Source organism: Plantactinospora sp. CNZ320 (assembly GCF_002846275.1).
In genome coordinates this window covers 284,850-303,482 of sequence record NZ_PJMP01000001.1, presented here as the reverse complement: position 1 = coordinate 303,482, position 18,633 = coordinate 284,850, and the positions used below count along the sequence as shown (strand labels likewise).

The following is an 18,633-nucleotide window of genomic DNA, read 5'->3' as shown; positions in this document are numbered from 1 at the left end:
CGCACCGCGTCGGAACGGCATTGTCGGGCCGTACCCGGCTGGCGCGGTACCCGGTCCAGGGGGCAGCATGGCGGGCGTGTCTCAGCCTCCACAACTTGCCGCCGTGCAGGGCCGCGCCCGAGCGCTTCGCGACGGCGGTGACGATCCGGGTGCCCGTCGACTCCTCGCGCAGGCGCTCGACGCGGCCCGGCCGGCGTACGGCAAGGACCATCCGGAGGTGCTCGGCACCGTCGGACTGTTGGCGCAGTGGCACCGCGAAGCCGACGACCCGGCGGCGGCCCGGCGGCTGCTCGAAGAGGCGATCGTCGACGGTCAGCGCCGGTGGGGCGACGCCGATCCGCTGATGCTGTCGCTCAGCTTCGAACTCGGCGCCGTCGCCGAGGAACTGGGCAACCGGCACGAGGCGCGGCGCAACTTCGGCCGGGTCGCCTCGCTCGGCCCGGGTGTGCTCGGAGAGGACCACTGGCAGGTCCGGGCCGCCCAGGACTACCTGGGTGAGGCGCCCGGCGCCGCCACCCCGGCTCCGGCCATGCCACTCTCCGCGCCACCCGCACCACTGTCCGCACCACCCGCACCACTCTCGGCACCGCCCGCCGCGCCGCCGATGTCCGCACCACCGATGTCCGCACCACCGGCCGCACCGCCGATGTCCGCACCGCCGGCCCGGCCGGGCGGGGACGGGCTGTTCCGGTCGGCCACCGCACCGGGGTACGTCCCGGCCACCGATCCGGTACCGGCCCGACCTGCCGAGGCGCAGCCGTCGGCGTACGCACCGAATTCCGTCGAGCAGGCGCCGTCGACGTACCCGCCGTACTCGGCGCAGTCGATCGGCCAGCTCGAGTCGTACCCGGTGATCACCCCGACCCCGACCTCCGCGGTGCCGGCACCGGCCCCCGAGCCGAACCGGGGCCGTGGCTCGACGGTGGCCGCCGCGATCGCCGCCGCGGCGGCGGTGGTCGCCGCGATCGTGGTGGTGGTCGCGGTGGTGGTGGACAAGAGCGGGTCGGCGGAGCAGGGGCCGACCGACGAGCGCGGCGAGCCGGTCGTCGCCGGTGAACCGCCGACCGACGTGAAGCTGATCGACGAGGGCTCGGCGATCACCATCAGCTGGACCGATCCGAGTGGCGGGACGGTGCCGTTCGTCGTCGCTGGCGGCCGGGCGGGCCAGCAGACCAAGCCGATGACTACGCTCGGTGCCGGGGAGACCACGTTCAAGGTGAACGCGTTGAACCCCAAGCTCGATTACTGCTTCTCGGTGCTCGCCGTCTATTCGACCAACGAATTCGCCCCGTCGGATCTTGCCTGCACGAAGCGGGACGGCGCCGGGGCGACGCCACGCTGATCACAATTCGACAACCGTCCCTACCGGGTTCTACCTGCGGAGACGGTGGTGGACACCGGAGGTTATCCACAATTCGCGCTCTGTCTGTCCACAACGGCACGTCGCGGGTACCCGCGACCAATGCCGCGGGCCCTATGATGGCACGCGGTTTCGGGAAAGATTCGCTGACAACGGCGGTCGGACACGACCGCTCACGGGGTGGGGAGGCGGCCGGCTGTGGTCACCACAGACAACGGCTTGACAGGCAGTAACGGGACCGGCGGGGCCGACCCCACCGGTGCGGCGCCGGGCGCGCCCCCGGCGCGTCGCCGGTCCCGGCTCCGGGGTGGACTGGTCACCATCGCCACCGTGGCGGCGCTGGCCGCCGCGATGGGTCTGACCGTGCTCGGCCTGGGCGCTGCCGACAACGCCGTGGCCAGCTACGATGCCAGCTCCTGGCTGTGGAGCATGACCAAGAGCGAGATGGCCCGGGTCAACGGGGTGACCGGGCGGGTCGACACCCGGGTGCAGATCCCGCAGGGCCGCAACCACCAGATGCAGGTCGTGCAGACCGATCGGCTGCTGATCCTGCGCGACCTGAACACCGGTCAGATCAGCTCGCTCGACCTCGCCACGCTACAGATCATGGCGACCACCAAGACCACCGCCGGGCTCGGGGTCAACGTGGCCCTGCACGAGGACGCGGCGTTCGTCGTCGACGCCGTGCAGGGAATCGTGCGCCAACTCGACCCCCGGACCCTGACCCCGGTGGGGCAGCAGATCAACTATCCGCCGGGCATCACCGGTGGCCAGTTCGACGGGACCGGGCGGCTCTGGATCGCCGTGCCCAGCGAGGGGACGGTCTCCGCCATCACCGCCGCCAAGCAGCCGGAATCCGACGGCGGCGGCACGGGCGGCAGCGTCAACCCGGAGCAGATCTTCAGCGAGGCGGTCGCCGATCCGAGCCACGAACTAAAGCTCTCCACCCTGGACGACGGCGTGGCGGTGCTCGACCGGACCACCAGCACGCTCACCACGCTGCGTGGCAAGGACAAGCGGCCGGTCAAGCTGCCGCTCACCGGCCCTGGTGACCTGCCGCCCCGGACCACCGGCCTCCGGGTGCCGGTGACGGTGCTCGACGACCGCAACATCGTGGTGGCCGACAACGGCGCCGTCGGGCAGCAGTTCAAGGTGCCCGGCGGCGGCACCCGGCTCAGCCCCGCCGTCGCCTGGGCGGACCGGTTCTACTGCGCCGACGAGGACACCGGCACGGTCTACTCGTTCGACTCCGCCGGAAAGCTGCTGGAGAAGATCGAGATCCCGGGCGCCAACGGCCCGCTGGAGCTGGAGGTCCGGGAGAACCACCTCTTCATCAACGCCCCGAACTCGGCCATCGCCCGGGTCATCGACGACAAGCACCGGGTCAAGGAGGTCAACAAGTACGCCAACGACATCCTCGGTGGCGACCCGCCGCCGAACCCGCCGCCGCCCCCGCCGCCGCCGAAGCCGGTGATCAACAAGCCGAGCGCCCCGAAGTCGGTGACCGCCGCGGCCGGCAACGCCCGGGCCCGGGTGAGCTGGCGACCGGCCGCCGCCAACGGTGCCGCCATCACCCGCTACGTGGTGCAGGGCGCCGGCCGGACCTTCGAGGTGGGCGCCAACCAGCGCTCGCTTGAGGTGACCGGCCTGACCAACGGCGAGACCTACCAGTTCGCGGTGCACGCGGTGAACGCCAAGGGCGCCGGCCCGGCCAAGAAGAGCAACCCGGTGGTGCCGACCTCCGAGGTGCCGGATCCGCCGGCCAGCGTCACCGCCGAGGAACGGCCGGACGGAACCGTACTGGTCAGGTGGCCGGCCGCCAACGGCCAGGGCTACGGCATCAAGAAGTACGCCGTGACCGCGATCTCGGCCGGCGCCAACGCACCTGTCGGCGAGTCGACCAAGACGGAGCTGGTGATCCCGGCCGGCGAACTCGACTACGGCAACCAGTACGCCTTCACCGTCGTCTCGATCAACGAGAAGGGTGCCGGTTCGGCCGCCTCCCCGGCCAGTAACAGCGTCGTGCCGTTCACCACCCCGGCGGCGCCGGTCAACCTCCAGGCGAAGACGGTCGCCGGATCGCGTGGCACCATCTCGATGACCTGGAGCCCGCCGGCCGACAACGGCCGTCCCATCACGAAGTACGTCGTCGAGGCGGGCGGCAAGCGGAGCGAGGTGACCGACACCCAGGCCACCGTGGGAGGGCTGGGTGACGGGGCGAGTGTCACCGTCCGGGTGCAGGCGGTGAACGAGGCAGGTCCGGGTGCCGCCGCCACCGACACCGCCCGGACTGTCGCGGCGCCCCGGGTCACCATCACCGGCACCAGCGCGGACGCCACCTCGGTCACCGTCAACTTCAGCGTTGACGCCGGCGGCGGCCAGGCGAGCTGTTCGGTGACCCCGGACGGCCGAGCCAAGGTCAACGGCAACTGCTCCAGCATCCGGGTCACCGGGCTCACCCCCGGCACCAACTACGGTTTCACCGTCACCGCGACCAACGCGGCCGGCAACGGCAGCGACAAGGTCAGCAAGGCGACCGCCGCCGTCTACGGCATCGCGACCTGCAAGAATGGCTCCTCCGGCGACCAGCGGACCTACTGCAACTCGGACGGCCCGGGCCGCAACGGCAACGAGATATTCTCGGTGACCCGGCAGGACGACGACCGCCAGGTCGGCTGGGCCAAGCCGGGCACCCGGATCAAGGCGCTCTGCAAGGCGTCGGGTGAAGAGGTCTACGCCTACGTCTACAACGACGACAAGCGCAGCACCTGGTGGGTCCGGATCGAGTGGGACGGCGGCAAGCCGTACATCCCGTTCGCCTGGCTCAACCTCGAAGGGGGCGACAATATCAACGTCCTGCCGACCTGCTGACCGCGTCGCCCGGTAACAGGGAGCACCCCGGTAACAAGGAGCACCACGACCGTGAACAACCACGAGCCGCTTACCCCGCACCACGTGCAGGGCTTCGCCAACCTGGCCGCCCGGATCGCCGACAACATCAGCTCGGTGGTGCTGGGTAAGCCGCACGTGGTCCGACTGGCGCTCACCGCGCTCTTCGCCCAGGGGCACGTCCTGCTGGAGGACGTGCCCGGGGTGGGCAAGACCACCCTGGCCCGGGCGATCGCGGCGACCGTGCACGGCAAGTGGCGACGCATCCAGTTCACCCCGGACCTGCTCCCCGCCGACGTCTCCGGGGTGACCATCTTCAACCAGGCGAGCCGGGGCTTCGAGTTCCACCCCGGCCCGGTCTTCGCCAACATCGTCATCGCCGACGAGATCAACCGGGCCTCCCCGAAGACCCAGTCGGCGCTGCTCGAGGTGATGGAGGAGCGCAACGTCACAGTGGACGGGGTACGGCACCCGGTCCCCCGGCCGTTCCTGGTGGTCGCCACCCAGAACCCGGTCGAGATGGACGGCACCTACCGGCTGCCCGAGGCACAACTCGACCGGTTCCTGGTGAAGTTGTCGGTCGGCTATCCCGACGAGGCGGTCGAGATCGAGGTGCTCCGGGGTGCGCCGATGCGCTCGCCGGAGGCGCTGGAGCCGGTCACCGACACCACCACCGTCGGGGAGATGGTCCGGATGGCCCAGCGGGTGCACATCGCCGACCCGCTCTACGCGTACGCGGTGCGGCTCGCCGCAGCCACCCGCAGCCATCCGCAGGTACGGGTCGGGGTCAGCCCCCGGGGCGTGATCGCGCTGACCCGGGCCGCCTGCGCGTACGCCCTGATCGACGGGCGCGGCTGGATCCTCCCCGAGGACCTCAAGACCCTCACCGAGCCGGTCTTCGCGCACCGGATCCTGCTCTCCCCCGACGCCCAGGTCCGGGGCGTCACCGCGACCGAGGTCCTGCACGAGGCGGTCGCGTCGGTGCCGGTGCCGCTGCCCTCGGGGCAGCTGGCCTCGGCAGGCACCTGATCCCGGCGCCATGACCATCACCTCTCGCGGCATCGGCCTGCTCGTCGGCGCCGCCGCCCTCCTCGTCGCCGGTTTCCGGTTCGGCTATCCCGAACTCGCCCTGCTCGGCACCACCGCCGCCATCGCGGTCGGCTGCGCCGCCGGCAACGCCGCCTGGCGACCCCGGCTCGACGTCACCCGGGTCGCCGACCCGGACCGGGTGGGCCGGGGTGAGCCGGCCACGATGACCCTGACGGTGCGCAACGGCGCCCGGCTCCGCTCGGCCAACCTGATCGCCGAGGACCGCTGCGGCAACCGGGCGGTGCCGGTGCCGCTGCTCCGGCTGCGTCCCGGCCGGGACACCACGGTCAGCTATCCGGTGCCGACCATCCGGCGCGGGGTGATCAACGTCGGTCCGCTGCGGGTCACCGGGCGGGACGCGCTCGGGCTGATCACCGTCGCCCGCTCGCACGGCGCTACCGCACAGGTCTGGGTGTATCCCCGGATCCATCCGCTGGCGGCGGTGCCGGCCGGGATCGCCCGGAGCATGGACGGGCGGATCGACAAGGTACCGCACGGGTCGATCACCTTCGACTCGCTCCGGGAGTACGTCGTCGGCGACGAACTGCGCCGGGTGCACTGGCGCAGCAGTGCCAAGGTCGGCGAGCTGATGGTCAAGGAGCAGTTGGACACCAGCCTGCCCCGGATCGTCGTACTGCTGGACAACCGGGCCGGTGCCCACCCGGAGCGGGTCGACGGGATCGCCGAGACCTTCGAGTCGGCCTGCGAGGCCGCCGCCTCGGTGGTGGTCGCCGCCCGCCGGGAGGACCTGCCGGTGACGCTGCTGCTGGTGGCCGACTCCGACGGCTCCGGGGAGTTCCTGGACCGGCTCGCCGCCGCCGACCTGGTGCCCGGGCCACAGGGCGTCGACGGCGATCCGCTGCGCACCACCACCCTGCGGCTGCGGCAGGAACGGCTCGGCGACACCCTGGTCTTCCTCACCGGTCCCGGTGCCGCCGCCGACCTCGGCTACGTCGGCGCGCTCCGCCCCGGGTACCCGTCGGTGGTGGCCGGGGTGTTCGGAGCCGGCGGGCAGACCCCGTCCGGCACCACCGGACTGGTAGTGATCGACGCGGCCGACGGGGCGGAGTTCGCGGCCGAGTGGGACGGGGTCCGCAGGTGGTGAAGTTCCTCCGCACGCTGCCGGTGCCGCTGGCCCTGGTGGCGATGATCGGCCTGGCCGGTGCCGTCCTCGGCGGGGTGTACGCCGACTCGCTGCTGCGGCTGCTCGTCCTCGGCGCGGCGGTCGGCTCGGTCGGGGTCAGCCTGGCCGCCCGCCGCCTGCCGTCCTGGCTGGTCGCCCCGCTCTCGGTGCTGGTGCTGCTCGGCTACACCGCCGCCGCGCTCCGGTTCACCGCGCAGCGGGCCGACCTGCCCGGCTCGCTCGGCGAGGTGTCGGCCGATGCCGCCCGCAACGGCATCCCCCGGCTGCTCACCGCGCTGATCCCGGTCGAGCCGATGCCGGACACCGTGATCGTGCCGCTGGTCGCGGCCTGGCTGGCCGGGCTGGCCGGTGCCGAGGTCGGGATCCGGGCCGACCGGGTGCTGCTCGGCCTGACCGCCCCCGCCGCCCTGTTCGCGGGCGCGCTCTACGTCGTCGGCCCGAATGCCGAGTCGACACCGTGGCTGACTGTCGCGTTCGCCGCCGCCGGCGCGGTGGCGCTGGCCACCGGCGGACGGCCGGCGCCGCCGGAGCACGGCCACGGCGCGGATCCGGCCGACAATCTGGGTCCGGGGGTACGGGCCGCACTGCGCGCCCGCACCCTGGCGAGTACCGCACTGGGCCTGGTGCTGGTGCTCGGCTTGACCGTGCTGGTGGCGCCGGTGGTGGCCCGGCAGGTCGATGCCACCCCGGTCGACCCGCGCCGGTACGTGCAACCGCCCCAGGTGGACAGCCTCGACGAGAATCCGTTGATCCGGATCTCCGGCTGGGCGCTGAACCCCGACCAGAAGCTGCTCGACGTGTCCACGGTCGGATCGGGCGGCCCACCGGCCGCCGGGCAGCCGACCGGCACCGCCGCGCCGCCCCGGGGCGGTGACGACTCGGAGCCGCCTACCGATGAGGAGGAAGGTCCGGCGCCCGGTCAGCGGATCCGGCTCGCCGTACTGGGCGACTACGACGGGGTGACCTGGCGGGTCGGCGCGACGTACCGGAACGCGGGGCGGGTACTGCCGGAGCCGGAGCCGCTGCCCGACGCCCGGGTGCAGCAGGTGGTGCAGCAGATCACCGTCGACAGCCTCACCGGGAAGCTGCTGCCGGCGGTACCCACCCCGCGTGAGGTCACCGGCGCCCGGGTGGCGTACGACCAGGAGAGCGGGACGCTGATCCGGCCGGAAGGGCTGACGACGGGGCTGACCTATTCGGTCACCTCCCGGCAGGAGCGGCCTGACTACAGCCTGCTGCCCTCGGCGAGCGTGCCGGCCGGCGACGAGGTGGCCCGGTTCCTGCGGGTCGAGCCGGGCGCACCGGAGCAGATGCAGCAGCTCGCCGCCCAGCTCGCCGAGGAGAACGGGGCGCCGTTCGCCCGAGCCGACGCGATCGAGACGTTCCTCGCCGAGCACTACCGGATGGTGGCCGACGCGCCCAGTGGGCATGCCTATCCGAACCTCAACTTCTTCCTCTTCGGCCCGAGCAACGGTGGCGGGCAGCGGGGCACGTCTGAGCAGTTCGCGGCCGCGTTCGCCGTACTCGGTCGGATGACCGGGCTGCCCACCCGGGTGGTGGTCGGCTTCCAGCCGCCGGCCGGCACCGGGCCGGTACGCGGTGCGGACGCGCTCGCCTGGCCGGAGGTGCTCTTCGAGGGGCTCGGCTGGGTGGCGTTCGATCCGCTGCCGAAGCCGAACACCCGGCCCAAGCCGGTCGAGCAGGACTTCAAACCGGAGCCGGAGGATCCGACCCCGCCCCCGGAGGAGGCGTCGCAGAGCCCGGCGGCGACCCCGAGTGCCACCCCGGGCCCGCAGGCCGGCCCGGGTCGGGGCGGCGGCCTCGGCACTCCCGTCCTGGTCGGCGGCGGCGCCGGTGGGCTGCTGCTCCTGCTCGCCGGGCTGGCCACCCTGATCGTCGGCCTGCGCCGGGGCCTGCGTCGCCGCCGGCTCGCCGAAGGGCTGCCCGCGCAACGGATCGCCGGAGCCTGGCGGGAGGTGACCGACGCGCTGCGCCTGGCCGGGCGGCCGGTGCCGGAGCACCTGGCGGCGACCGAGGTCGCCGAGCACGCCCGGTCCAGCCTGTCCGGCGCGACGGATCCGACGCCGGCCCCCGGCAGCGGATCCGCCCCTGGCAGCGGTGTAGACCCCCGGCGCGGATCGGACGGCCGGCAGGGCTCGGACGGCCGGCCCGGATCGGAGCCCTGGCCCGGATCGGAGCCCGGCCTCGACTCGGAACGGCCGGGTCGAGCGGGAGGGCTCCGTCCGGCCACGCCCCCGGTCGACGACCTGGCCGCACTGGTCAACCTGGCCGCGTTCGCGCCCGGCCACGCCACCGACGAGCAGGCCCGGCGGGCCGGGGAGCTGGCGGTGGCGTACGCGGCCGAACTCCGCGCCGGCCGGCCGTGGTGGCGCCGGGTGCTCTGGTCGCTGCATCCCGGCCCGCTGCGCTGGCGGCGCTGACCAGACCTCGCCGACATCCCGGCAGCACCTTGGCAGCACCTTGCAACACCTTGGCGATGAGGCTGAACCAGTCCGAGGCCGGGCCGAAGCCGCCTGAGGCCGGGCCGAACCCACCCGGGGCCGGGCCGAAGCCGCCTGAGGCCGGGCCGAACCGGTCCGAAGCCGTGCCGAAGCCGCCTGCGGTCAGGCCGAGGGCAGGGAGGCTGGGCCGAGCTGGGCGATCAGCGTGGTCAGCGCGGCGGCGCCGCCGGCCGTCACCTCCGGGGTGGGCAGCAGGGCGAGCACCGGAACGTCCACTCCGGCCGCCGCGTACCGCTCGATCCGCGCCCGGCACACCTCGGGGCTGCCGTGCACTACCAGCGCGTCGACCAGCTCGTCCGGGACCAGTTCGGTGGCACCCCGACGGTCACCGGCCGCCCAGGCCCGCCACATCGGCGCGAGCACCGACTCCCGGCCGAGCCAGCGGTGGAACTCCGCGTACGCGGGAACTGTCAGGTAGGTGGTGATCAGCCGGCGGGCGGCCGTCCGGACGTACCCGAGGTCCTCGGTCGGACAGACGAAGAGCCGGGCAGCCACCTCGAAGCCGGGGCGGCGCTCCCCCAACGCCGCGAGTACCTTCGGCACGTCGTCGTCGGCCAGCCAGTTGAGGATCGTCCCGTCCGCCTCGGCGCCGGCCAGCCGCAGCATCCGGGGGCGCAGCGCCGCCAACAGGATCGGTGGCGGTACGGCTGGCGGACGTTCCAACCGGAACCGCCGTACGGTGAAGGTGTCGTAGACCTCGTCGACCGTCTCGCCCCGCAGTGCCGCCCGCAGGAAACGCAGTACGTCGCGGCTGCGCCGGTACGGGTCGGCGAACCGGGTCGCGTTCCAGTCCTGCACCAACACCGGTGACGACGCCCCGATGCCGAGCGAGAACCGCCCGGGGGCAGCCTCGGCCAGCGCCGCCGCGCTCATCGCCAGCAGCCCGGGTCCCCGGGTGAATACCGGGGCTACGGCGGTGCCCAACCGCAGCGACGGTTGCCAGGCGGCGGCGAGCGCCAGCGGGGTGAACGCGTCGCTGCCGGCCACCTCGGCGGACCACAGGTCGGTGAAACCCGCCTCGGCGAGCGCGGCGTAGATCGCGTCGTGCCCGTCGAGCGGCACGCCGCCCAGTGGCACCGTCATTCCCCAGCGTGTGGTCATCGGTCGATGGTGCCCCCTCCCCCGGGCGTGGGCAACCGAGCGGACCGGTTCTTGTAGCCTCTGCCGGGTGACCTTCTCGATCGTGGCGCGATCCGACGACGGCCGGCTGCACGGGGTCGCGGTCGCCAGCAAGTTCCTTGCGGTCGGTGCCGTGGTGCCGGCCGCCGAGGCCCAGGTGGGTGCACTGGCCACCCAGGCGTACGCCAACCTGGCGTACCGGCCACAGGGGTTGGCGTTCCTGCGTACCGGTCTGGCCGCGGCAGACGTACTGGCCGGGCTGGTCGCCGCCGACTCGGGGCGTCCCCAGCGACAGCTCGGCATCGTCGACGCCGACGGTGGGTCCGCCACCTACACCGGTACCGGCTGCAGCGACTGGGCCGGTGGACAGGCCGGTGACGGCTGGGCGGTACAGGGCAACATTCTGGTCGGGCCGCAGGTGATCGACGAGATGCGGGACGCCTGGCTGGGTGGCGCCGACCAGCGCTTCCCGGAACGGCTGCTCGGCGCGCTCCGGGCCGGTGACCTGGCCGGTGGTGACCGGCGCGGCAGGCAGAGCGCGGCCCTGCTGGTCGTCGGTCGCGGCGAGGGGTACGGCGGCGGCAGCGACGTCGCGGTGGACCTGCGGGTGGACGACCATCCCGATCCGGTAACCGAGCTGGCGCGGCTGCTGGAGGTGCACCGGATGCTCTTCGAGCGCCCGGATCCGGAGACGCTGCTCGACCTGACCGGTGACCTTGCCGAGGAGGTGTCGCGGCTGCTCGCCGGGGTGGGCCATCCGGGCGACGGTGCGACGCTTGAGGATCGGCTCGCCGCCTGGGCCGGCGTGGAGAACCTGGAGGAACGGCTGGTGCCGGCCAGGATCGACCCGGTGGTGCTGGCCCACCTGCGCGCCCAGGCCTGACCGAAGCCGCCGCAGACCGGTCCGCCGGCCGATGCTTGCGGCAGTCGGCGAGCCCCTTCCGCGTCAGCTGAAGGCGAGCCAGCGCACCCCGCGCCTGTCGAGTTCGGCCCGCTCCGGATCCGTCAGCGGTTGCCGGCCACTGGCTTTGGCGATCAGGGTCAACCGGTCCCAGTGCAGCTCCTCGGCGAGCCCGTCGGCCGCCGGTCCGGCCGCCCGGGTCAGCAGCCCGGCGATCAGCTCGGCGGCCGGTCCGGTCAGCCACGGCTCCCGGTCCAGGGCGTCGGCCAGGTCCAGTCCGTGCACTCCCAGCTCCACCACCCTGGTCACCAGGAACTCGTCCAGGCTCATCGGGTCGCCGTGTCTGGTTCGGACCACCCGGCCGGGCGGTGCCGCGCGGCTGGCGTCGTATCCGGCCCGCCAGGCGCGGGCGAAGTCCTTGGCGAGTTCCCGGCCGCTGCCGAACTCGGCACCCTCCCGCCGGGCCATGTCGACCCGGTCCGCGTCCGTCCCGGCGGTGAACTTCGCCGGGCCGAAGTACGCCGCCGCGTCGACCTCGGCGCGCGGCGGCGCCGGCTCGGCGAGCATCCCGACCACCCGGCCGGCACCGGTACGTACGTGCGCGGTCAACTCCCGCACGTTCCACGGTGCACAGCGGGTGGGTCGGGCAAACTCCGGCTCGGTGAGCCCGGACAGTACGTCGGCGAGTCGGGCGGCCTCGCCCCGGAACACCTCGAGCACATTCACTTGATCAGATTAGTCGGCGGGTGCGGTGGCGCCCCGTCCGGTGTGCCGGGGCACCACCCGGTGCAGGGTGACGAGTACCAGTGCTGTCACCAGGGCGGCGGTGCCGGCGATTCCGGCCGCGCTGCCGCCGTACGCGATCAGGAGCTGGCGTCGGTCGAACTCGGGGATCGGCGTCGACCGCTCGCCGTCGGTCCAGCCGAGGGCGACCGCGGCGACCACCAGCAGAGCCAGGCCGACGACGGCGAGTACCGCGGTGACCCGCCGGTTGCCGTCGGCGGCCGAGACCTGCGCGGTCTCGCGCTGGGTCAGCAGCAGTACCAGGCTGGCCGCCGACGCCCAGGCGCCGACCACCAGTAGTGCGGTTACCGCGTCGCTGGGCCGGTGCCAGCCGGCCGAGAGGGTGGCGACCCCGGCGGCGGCGGCGTAGACGGCGCCGGCCAGCGCGCCCCAGCCACGGACCCGGGGCGGCAGCACCATGACCAGCGCGATGGCGACCGAGGCGGCGACCGTCGTGTGTCCACTCGGCAGGCTGTTGCCGGCCGCCTCCCGTGCCTCGTCGACACCGAAGTCGGGGCGCTCGATGAAATGCTTCAGGGCCTGGGTGGTGACGTTGGCGCCCACGATCAGCACGACCGTCATCACCGCCAGGGTGATCCGGACCCGGATCAGCGCGATGAAGCCGATGACCGCCGTGGCAACCAGCAGGGAGACCAGGGAGACCGCGTTCAGCACGCCGCCGACGATGCCCTCGATCCGCTGTTGCCCGATCGTGTTGCCGGTCAACGCGATCGTGTCCAGCAGCTGGCCGTGCTCGGTGCCGACGGCGAACCGCCAGACCAGCACGAACGCGAGTATCTGTAGTGCGGTCAACAGGACGAGCCAGGACGCTGTCAGGATGCCGCTTCGGCCACGCACGCCCGACACCGTATCGGACGCTCCCGGCATAGCCGACACCGCACTCGATCGACGGGTGGCGAAGGGCGGGAAAGAAGAAGCGGGAGGGGCCGCCACGGGGGAAGCGGCCCCTCCCACTGAGGCCAGGATACTCCCTCTTGCCGCACTGAGCACCCCGGACTGACTGGAAACTCAGTGCCGTTGCCGCACCGGACCTCGAAAATCTTCGCCAGGAGGCGCGAACGGGCGTAGTTCGGCCGGGCGCCCCTCTTCGCGGTCGAAGCGGCGGTCCCCGGAGACAGCGACAGGGCGGACGGCACCTGCCGGTGCCGCCCGCCCTGTCGGGGCGGTGGTGGACGCCCCTGTGCTGTCCGTGGTGTCGAACGGGAGTGGCGGGCCGGCCGGATCGCTGCGTTGGCCAATCCGGCCGGGCCCGCCACGGTTGGCCTGACCGTGGGAATCAGGCCCGTCTGGTGACCGGGATCAGCCGATCAGCCGGTCGTAGTCGTGCAGCGCCATCGCCACGTCGATCTGCGCCCAGAAGCGGTGGTACGTGAAGGTCGGCACCGGGCCACCGTTCAGGTAGGACTCCACCTTGGGCCAGTCCGGGTCGTCCTCGAGGAACGAGCGGATGCTCAGGAACGTGGAGTCCTGGTTGATCGGGTCGCCGTTCGGCATGGTGCCGGTGAAGCCCGGCGGGATGTAGAGACCCTGACCGGTGCTGGAGTTGTACTGGTCGTCGAAGCGGTTGTAGTCCGCCTTGGTCTCGGTCACCGCGACGCCCTTGTCGGTCTTGTGTTGCAGGACGGCGTCGAGCAGGGCCTTGGCGGTGGTCTTGGCCGCCGTGTGGTTGGCCTTGGCACCGTAGTAGATCAGCGTACGGGCGTAGGCACCCGCGACACCGACGTCCTGGGTGTGGTCGACCACCGAGACCCGCAGGTTGCTGTTGTTCACCGAGGTGGTGCCGGAGGTCCAGTTGCCACCGGGCTGACCGCTCCAGCTCAGCGTCGACGGGATCTGGTAGTTGGCACCGCTCACCGTGGTGTTGGCGATCGCCCAGTTGACCCACTTGTCGAGCAGCGCCTTGGCCCGCGCGTCACCACTCTCGTGGTAGTACTCCGCGACCCGCTCCATGCTCCACGCCTGGAAGCCGAACCACTGGTTCGACGGCGGGTCGTGGTAGACCGGCTTGGCGTCGTACACCATGCCGTAGAAGGTCGGCACGCCGGCCGGGCGGGCGCTGTAGTCGCCGTTCCAGCTGTTGGTCGCGCCACCGGCGATGGCACCGTCAGCCGACTGGAGCCAGGTGTAGAAGTCGATCTGCCGGGTGAGGCTGGTCGCCCAGTCGGTCCGCGCGGTCGGCGACCGCGGGGTCAGCTCGGAGACCGTGGAGAGGGCGTACGCGGCGAACGGGTTCTGGTAGCCACCGTGGTTGTGGCTGGAGCCGATTCGCCACGACCAGCTGCTGCTGCCACCCTGCGAGCCGCCCCAGGCGTAGTACCAGGAGAGCAGGTAGGCGGCGCTGTTCTTGCCGGTACCGGCCGCGCAGGACGGCGAGGCGCACCCGGGCTGCTTGAAGTACTTGTCGTACATCGAGTAGCGCAGGTAGTCACCCATCTTGGCGGCGTTGGCGATGGTCGCCGAGATCTGACCCTCGGCACCCTGCTCCTTGGCCCACTTCAGCGCCCAGTACGCGGCCTGGACGGCGCGCGCGTCGGCGTCGGGAGCGTTTGTGTAGCGCCACTGCTGGGCGTAGGACGAGTCACCGATGAAGACCGGCAGGTAACCGTTCGGCCCGCCGTGCGCGAACGTCTCGCAGGAGGGGTGCGGAACGGTCTCGAAAACCGACTCCTGCGGGCCGCGCTGGTAGGTGTTGATGTAGGCCGGCTTGGTGGTGCCGTCGCCGCACTTGCCGAAGCCGTAGACGTTGTCCACGTCGAGCAGCCAGTGCATGCCGTAGACCCGGCCACTGTTGTAGGTGGACTGGAGTTCGGCGGCCAGCGGGTCCTGACCCACCTTGACGCTGGAGTCGAGCTTGCCACCCTGCTGCGGGTAGAGGTCCGGCCGGACCGCCTCGGGGGCGTAGTCCGCCGGGTCGCTGGCGTTGTAGTTCGACTGGGTCTCGGACGGGATGATGTACCGGTCCATGATCTGCCAGGCGTTGTTGAACGGTCCCCACTCACCCGTGGTACGGCCGTACATGGCCTCCAGGAAGAGCCAGTAGCTGAACGCCTCGGAGGTGGTCTCGTGACCGTGGTCCGGGGCCTCGACAAGCAGCGTCTCCACGGAGTGGTACGGCACGCCCTCGGGGCTGAAGTAGCCGTTCGCCGGCGCCTTGATCTTGTTGTACAGCTCCAGGAACTCCTCGCCGTACTCGCCGGCCGGTCCGCCGCCCTCGTCGTCGGTGACGGTCACCTGGGTGGTGCCGGGGGTACGCCCGCTGGCGCTGGCGGTGATCGTCGCCGTGTCGTTGACGTCGTCGGCGTCCTGTGCGGCGTTGACCGGTACGTTGACCCCGGTGTTCCAGTTCGACGGGGTGATCGTGGCGGTGCTGGCGCCGAGCGTCACGTCCGCGTCGCCGGTCTTGGCGAGGTTGACTGTGACGTTGCTGGTCGGCGCGGCGCTGAGCCGGACGTTGAGTGCGGCGTTGCCACCCTCGGGCACCGACAGGGTCGCCGGGACCACCACGCTCGCCTGGCTGGTGCCGCCGACGGTGAAGGCCACCTCGTCGATGCCGCTGAGCCCGGCGCTGTCGTACGCGCGGGCCTGGGCGGTGTACGACCCGGCCGGCAGCGCGCTGTTGGTGTAGCTGTACGGCGCACTGGTGTCGGTCCCGACCAGCAGGCCGTTGCGGTAGAACTCGACCCGCTCGACCGGTCCCTCGGCGTCGGTCGCGGTGGCCGAGACGGTGACGTCGGCGGGTGCGGTGAAGGTCGCGCCGTTGGCCGGGCTGGTGATGTCAACGGTCGGCGCGGTGTTCTGGGCGCCGTTGCAGGGGTTGCCGTTGATGGTGAACGCGGTGGGGTTGGCGTTGGTCCCCGAGTAGGAGCCGTTGAACCCGATGCTGGTGGAGGCGCCGGTGGCCAGGTTGCCGTTCCAGGGCATGTTCGTCGCGGTCACGTTCGCGCCGGACTGGGTCCAGTTCGCCGACCAGCCCTGGGTGACCCGCTGGTTGCCCGGGAAGGTGAAACCGAGGCTCCAGCTGGTCAACGGGTCGCCGACGTTCCGGATCGTGATGGAGGCGCTGAATCCGGAGCCCCAGCTGTTGGCGGTGTAGGTGACGTCGCAGCCGGGTGCCGCGTAGGCGGTGCCGGGGACGACGGCCACACCTCCGACCACCAATATGCCGGCGGCGGCCATCGCCACTCGGCGTCTTCCCAACCTCAACTTCATGTCGTGACTTCTCCTCGCGGACCGGGCCGCGGTACTGCCGCGGCTGGGCGCCTCCTGCGCGTGGTACAGGAGCGGTGCGCATGGGTGGGTAGGCGCCGGAATGGTGGTGATCAACCCGTCCCGGACCGGGGTCGGCGGACGCCGGAGGAGACGCCGGACGTGGCGGCTCCGAGCTGTGCAGGGGCGCCGTACCGAGAGACTCGGATGCCCTGGCGGCCCATGATCGCGTCAGCTTCTGGCTCCCCTACCGCGATGTTTCGACAGTGTGGCATGGGAGCGCTCCCGCAGCAAGTGGAGTCGGACCGGGCTCCACTGCGGACATCCGCAGGAGGACTCTGAGCTGGGCATCGATGCGATCGAGAGCAGCACAACGGAGTTTCCTCGACGTTGGCCGGATGTTTCGATCTTATTTTGGGTCTTTCACAAAGCCGTGACGCGGGCTACAGTCCAACCAACGTCGATGGGAGCGCTTCCATTGATGATGGTGTAAGTAGCTTGGATCGCACCACCACGGGTGTTGCGAGGACCCGGCCCTCCGGGTCGACAGCTCCCCGTTGGGCGAGCTACGGCAATGCCACGTAGCCGCCGACCGCTCAGCCAGAGGGCTGAGGGCGGGCCAGCCCGGACTCCGCCGTCAGCCACCTCACCACCGTCGGAAGGAGGTGGAACCAGAGCCACTCGCGTGGCCCGGCTCCCGCGCGGCACGCACGACCTGGACGCCAATTCCGCTCGTGCGTGTTTTGTAACTCAAGCTGGGGACGGGGGTTGCCCTCCCCGTCCCCACACTAACCCCCCGCCAACGACGGGAAAATCGGTCATCGGTACAGCGTCTCGGCGCCGAACCGGTCGATCGGCTGCGTCATCGGCACCTCGGACGGCGACCAGCATCGTCGCGCAGCGACGAGCGGGTCGCCGTGGTCGTGACGCAAGTGGGGACGGGCAATGGACGAGGCCCAGACCCGCCATTGCCACCCGAACATCCCATACGCAATCGCTCGGTAGATCGCTACGCTCCTCCATGGGAGCGCTCCCGGGCGTCGTGCGGAGGGCCCCACTCACGAGGAGACAGCATGTCCGTACTGACTCGGCGGGATCAGCTGCGCCGCGCCGCGTTGACCGCCAGTGCCGCGCCCGCCGGCCCGCTGCCGACGAGCACGGCGGCAGCCGCCGTCGTCGACGCGCCGCTGGCCGCTCACGACGCCGCCCCCCAGGTCGACGACGAGCGACGTACGGCACCGGAGGCGCAGCTCGGACTCCGCTTCCCGGACGGCTTCGGGTGGGGCGCCGCCACCTCGGCATACCAGATCGAGGGAGCGGCCAAGGACGACGGACGGGGCGAGTCCGTCTGGGACACGTTCAGCCACACCCCCGGCCGGGTCCGGGGCGGGGACACCGGCGACATCGCCGCCGACCACTACCACCGGTACGTCGAGGACCTGGACCTGATGAAGGACCTCGGGCTGCGGACGTACCGGTTCTCCATCTCCTGGCCACGGATCCAGGCCGACGGCACGGGCGCGCCCAACCAGCGCGGACTCGACTTCTACCGGCGCCTGGTCGACGGCCTGAACGACCGGGGAATCGCCCCGATGGCCACGCTCTTCCACTGGGACCTGCCGCAGTCGCTCCAGGACGTCGGCGGCTGGGAGTCCCGGGACACCGCCTACCGCTTCGCCGACTACGCCGAGGCGATCTACGAGGCGCTCGGCGAGCGCGTGCCGGTCTGGTTGACCATCAACGAGCCCAAGACCGTGGTGCAGAACGGCTACCTCCAGGGCCACCACGCCCCGGGCCTGCGCGAGCCGGACGCGGCCTACCTGGTCGCGCACCACCTGCAACTCGCGCACGGACTGGCGGTACGCGCACTGCGCGCCACCGGCAGCAGCAGCCGGATCGGCCCCGCGCTCAACCTGCACCCCTGCTACCCGGCCGACGCCACCGCCCCCGGTGCGGCCGAGGCGACCCGGCTCTACGACGGCTACGAGAACCGGCTCTACCTGGACTCCATCTTCAAGGGCGCCTACCCGGCCGACGTGCTGGCCGACCTCGGCCCGGACAGCCGGATGGTCCGGGGCATCCGGGACGGCGACCTGGCGATCATCTCCTCCCCGGTCGACCTGCTCGCCGTGCAGTACTACACGCCGCTCTACGTCACCACCGACGGCGACACGGTCCGCAGGTGGCCGACCTCCGAGGCGGACTGGCAGCAGATCTTCCCCGACGGGATGTACGACACCCTGACCCGGGTGACCCGCGACTACGGCGACGTGCCGCTCACCGTCACCGAGAACGGCCTGCCCACCCCGGACCGGCTCGACGGGGACGGCACGGTCGACGACATCGGCCGGATCGCCTTCCTCCGCGACCACCTGGCGGCCGCACACCGGGCCATCTCCGACGGCGTGCCGCTGGAGAGCTACCACGTCTGGTCGCTGATGGACAACTTCGAGTGGAACGAGGGCTATGAACAGCGATGGGGGTTGATCTATATTGACTTTCCCACCCAGCGCCGGGTCCCCAAGCGCAGCGCGCACTGGTACCGGCGGGTGATCGCCGACAACACCGTCTGACCCCGAGTCCGGAAACCGCACCTCGG

General features: G+C 71.9%; 11 protein-coding genes. 7 read left to right on the top strand and 4 right to left on the bottom strand.

All coding sequences use genetic code 11. The features are described from left to right. Nucleotides 1-76: 76 nt before the first annotated feature. The 5 genes from CLT71_RS01160 to CLT71_RS01140 all read left to right on the top strand — a co-directional run bounded on the left by CLT71_RS01160 (nucleotide 77) and on the right by CLT71_RS01140 (nucleotide 8,923). Complete coding sequence (locus CLT71_RS01160) at nucleotides 77-1,342, top strand: fibronectin type III domain-containing protein (RefSeq protein ID WP_486482971.1); 1,266 nt, start codon at nucleotides 77-79, stop codon at nucleotides 1,340-1,342. Nucleotides 1,343-1,672: 330 nt separating this feature from the next. Further along, nucleotides 1,673-4,231, top strand: coding sequence for a fibronectin type III domain-containing protein (locus tag CLT71_RS01155; protein ID WP_486483640.1), 2,559 nt, complete (start codon nucleotides 1,673-1,675; stop codon nucleotides 4,229-4,231). A 51-nt stretch (nucleotides 4,232-4,282) separates the two neighbouring features. Further along, nucleotides 4,283-5,278, top strand: coding sequence for an AAA family ATPase (locus CLT71_RS01150; RefSeq protein WP_101365446.1), 996 nt, complete (start codon nucleotides 4,283-4,285; stop codon nucleotides 5,276-5,278). Between the two features lie 10 nt (nucleotides 5,279-5,288). Then, a complete protein-coding gene (locus CLT71_RS01145; protein ID WP_101365445.1) occupies nucleotides 5,289-6,443 on the top strand; it encodes a DUF58 domain-containing protein in 1,155 nt (384 codons plus the stop codon). Beyond that, a complete protein-coding gene (locus tag CLT71_RS01140) occupies nucleotides 6,419-8,923 on the top strand; it encodes a transglutaminase TgpA family protein (protein WP_486482970.1) in 2,505 nt (834 codons plus the stop codon). The genes CLT71_RS01145 and CLT71_RS01140 overlap by 25 nt, the downstream gene beginning before the upstream one ends. 183 nt (nucleotides 8,924-9,106) lie before the next feature. Here CLT71_RS01140 and CLT71_RS01135 read toward each other — a convergent pair whose 3' ends face one another. After that, complete coding sequence (locus CLT71_RS01135; RefSeq protein WP_101365444.1) at nucleotides 9,107-10,087, bottom strand: LLM class F420-dependent oxidoreductase; 981 nt, start codon at nucleotides 10,085-10,087, stop codon at nucleotides 9,107-9,109. 85 nt (nucleotides 10,088-10,172) lie between these two features. Between CLT71_RS01135 and CLT71_RS01130 the strand changes: the two genes are divergently transcribed. Continuing rightward, entirely contained in the window at nucleotides 10,173-11,006 is an 834-nt protein-coding gene (locus CLT71_RS01130; protein WP_101365443.1) for a DUF1028 domain-containing protein, read from the top strand. Between the two features lie 63 nt (nucleotides 11,007-11,069). Here CLT71_RS01130 and CLT71_RS01125 read toward each other — a convergent pair whose 3' ends face one another. The 3 genes from CLT71_RS01125 to CLT71_RS01115 all read right to left on the bottom strand — a co-directional run bounded on the left by CLT71_RS01125 (nucleotide 11,070) and on the right by CLT71_RS01115 (nucleotide 16,025). Continuing rightward, on the bottom strand, nucleotides 11,070-11,750 hold the full coding sequence (locus CLT71_RS01125; RefSeq protein ID WP_101365442.1) for a maleylpyruvate isomerase N-terminal domain-containing protein: 681 nt from the start codon (nucleotides 11,748-11,750) through the stop codon (nucleotides 11,070-11,072). Nucleotides 11,751-11,759: 9 nt separating this feature from the next. Further along, nucleotides 11,760-12,665, bottom strand: a complete 906-nt coding sequence (locus CLT71_RS01120) for a phosphatase PAP2 family protein (protein ID WP_486482969.1) — start codon at nucleotides 12,663-12,665, stop codon at nucleotides 11,760-11,762. Between the two features lie 462 nt (nucleotides 12,666-13,127). Then, complete coding sequence (locus CLT71_RS01115) at nucleotides 13,128-16,025, bottom strand: glycoside hydrolase family 48 protein (protein WP_486482968.1); 2,898 nt, start codon at nucleotides 16,023-16,025, stop codon at nucleotides 13,128-13,130. Between the two features lie 1,082 nt (nucleotides 16,026-17,107). On the opposite strand from CLT71_RS01115, the gene CLT71_RS01110 reads away from it, so the two are divergent. After that, nucleotides 17,108-18,607 carry a GH1 family beta-glucosidase gene (locus CLT71_RS01110; protein WP_101365439.1) on the top strand — a complete coding sequence of 500 codons (1,500 nt, stop codon included), beginning with the start codon at nucleotides 17,108-17,110 and terminating at the stop codon, nucleotides 18,605-18,607. The last annotated feature ends 26 nt before the right edge of the window (nucleotides 18,608-18,633 follow it).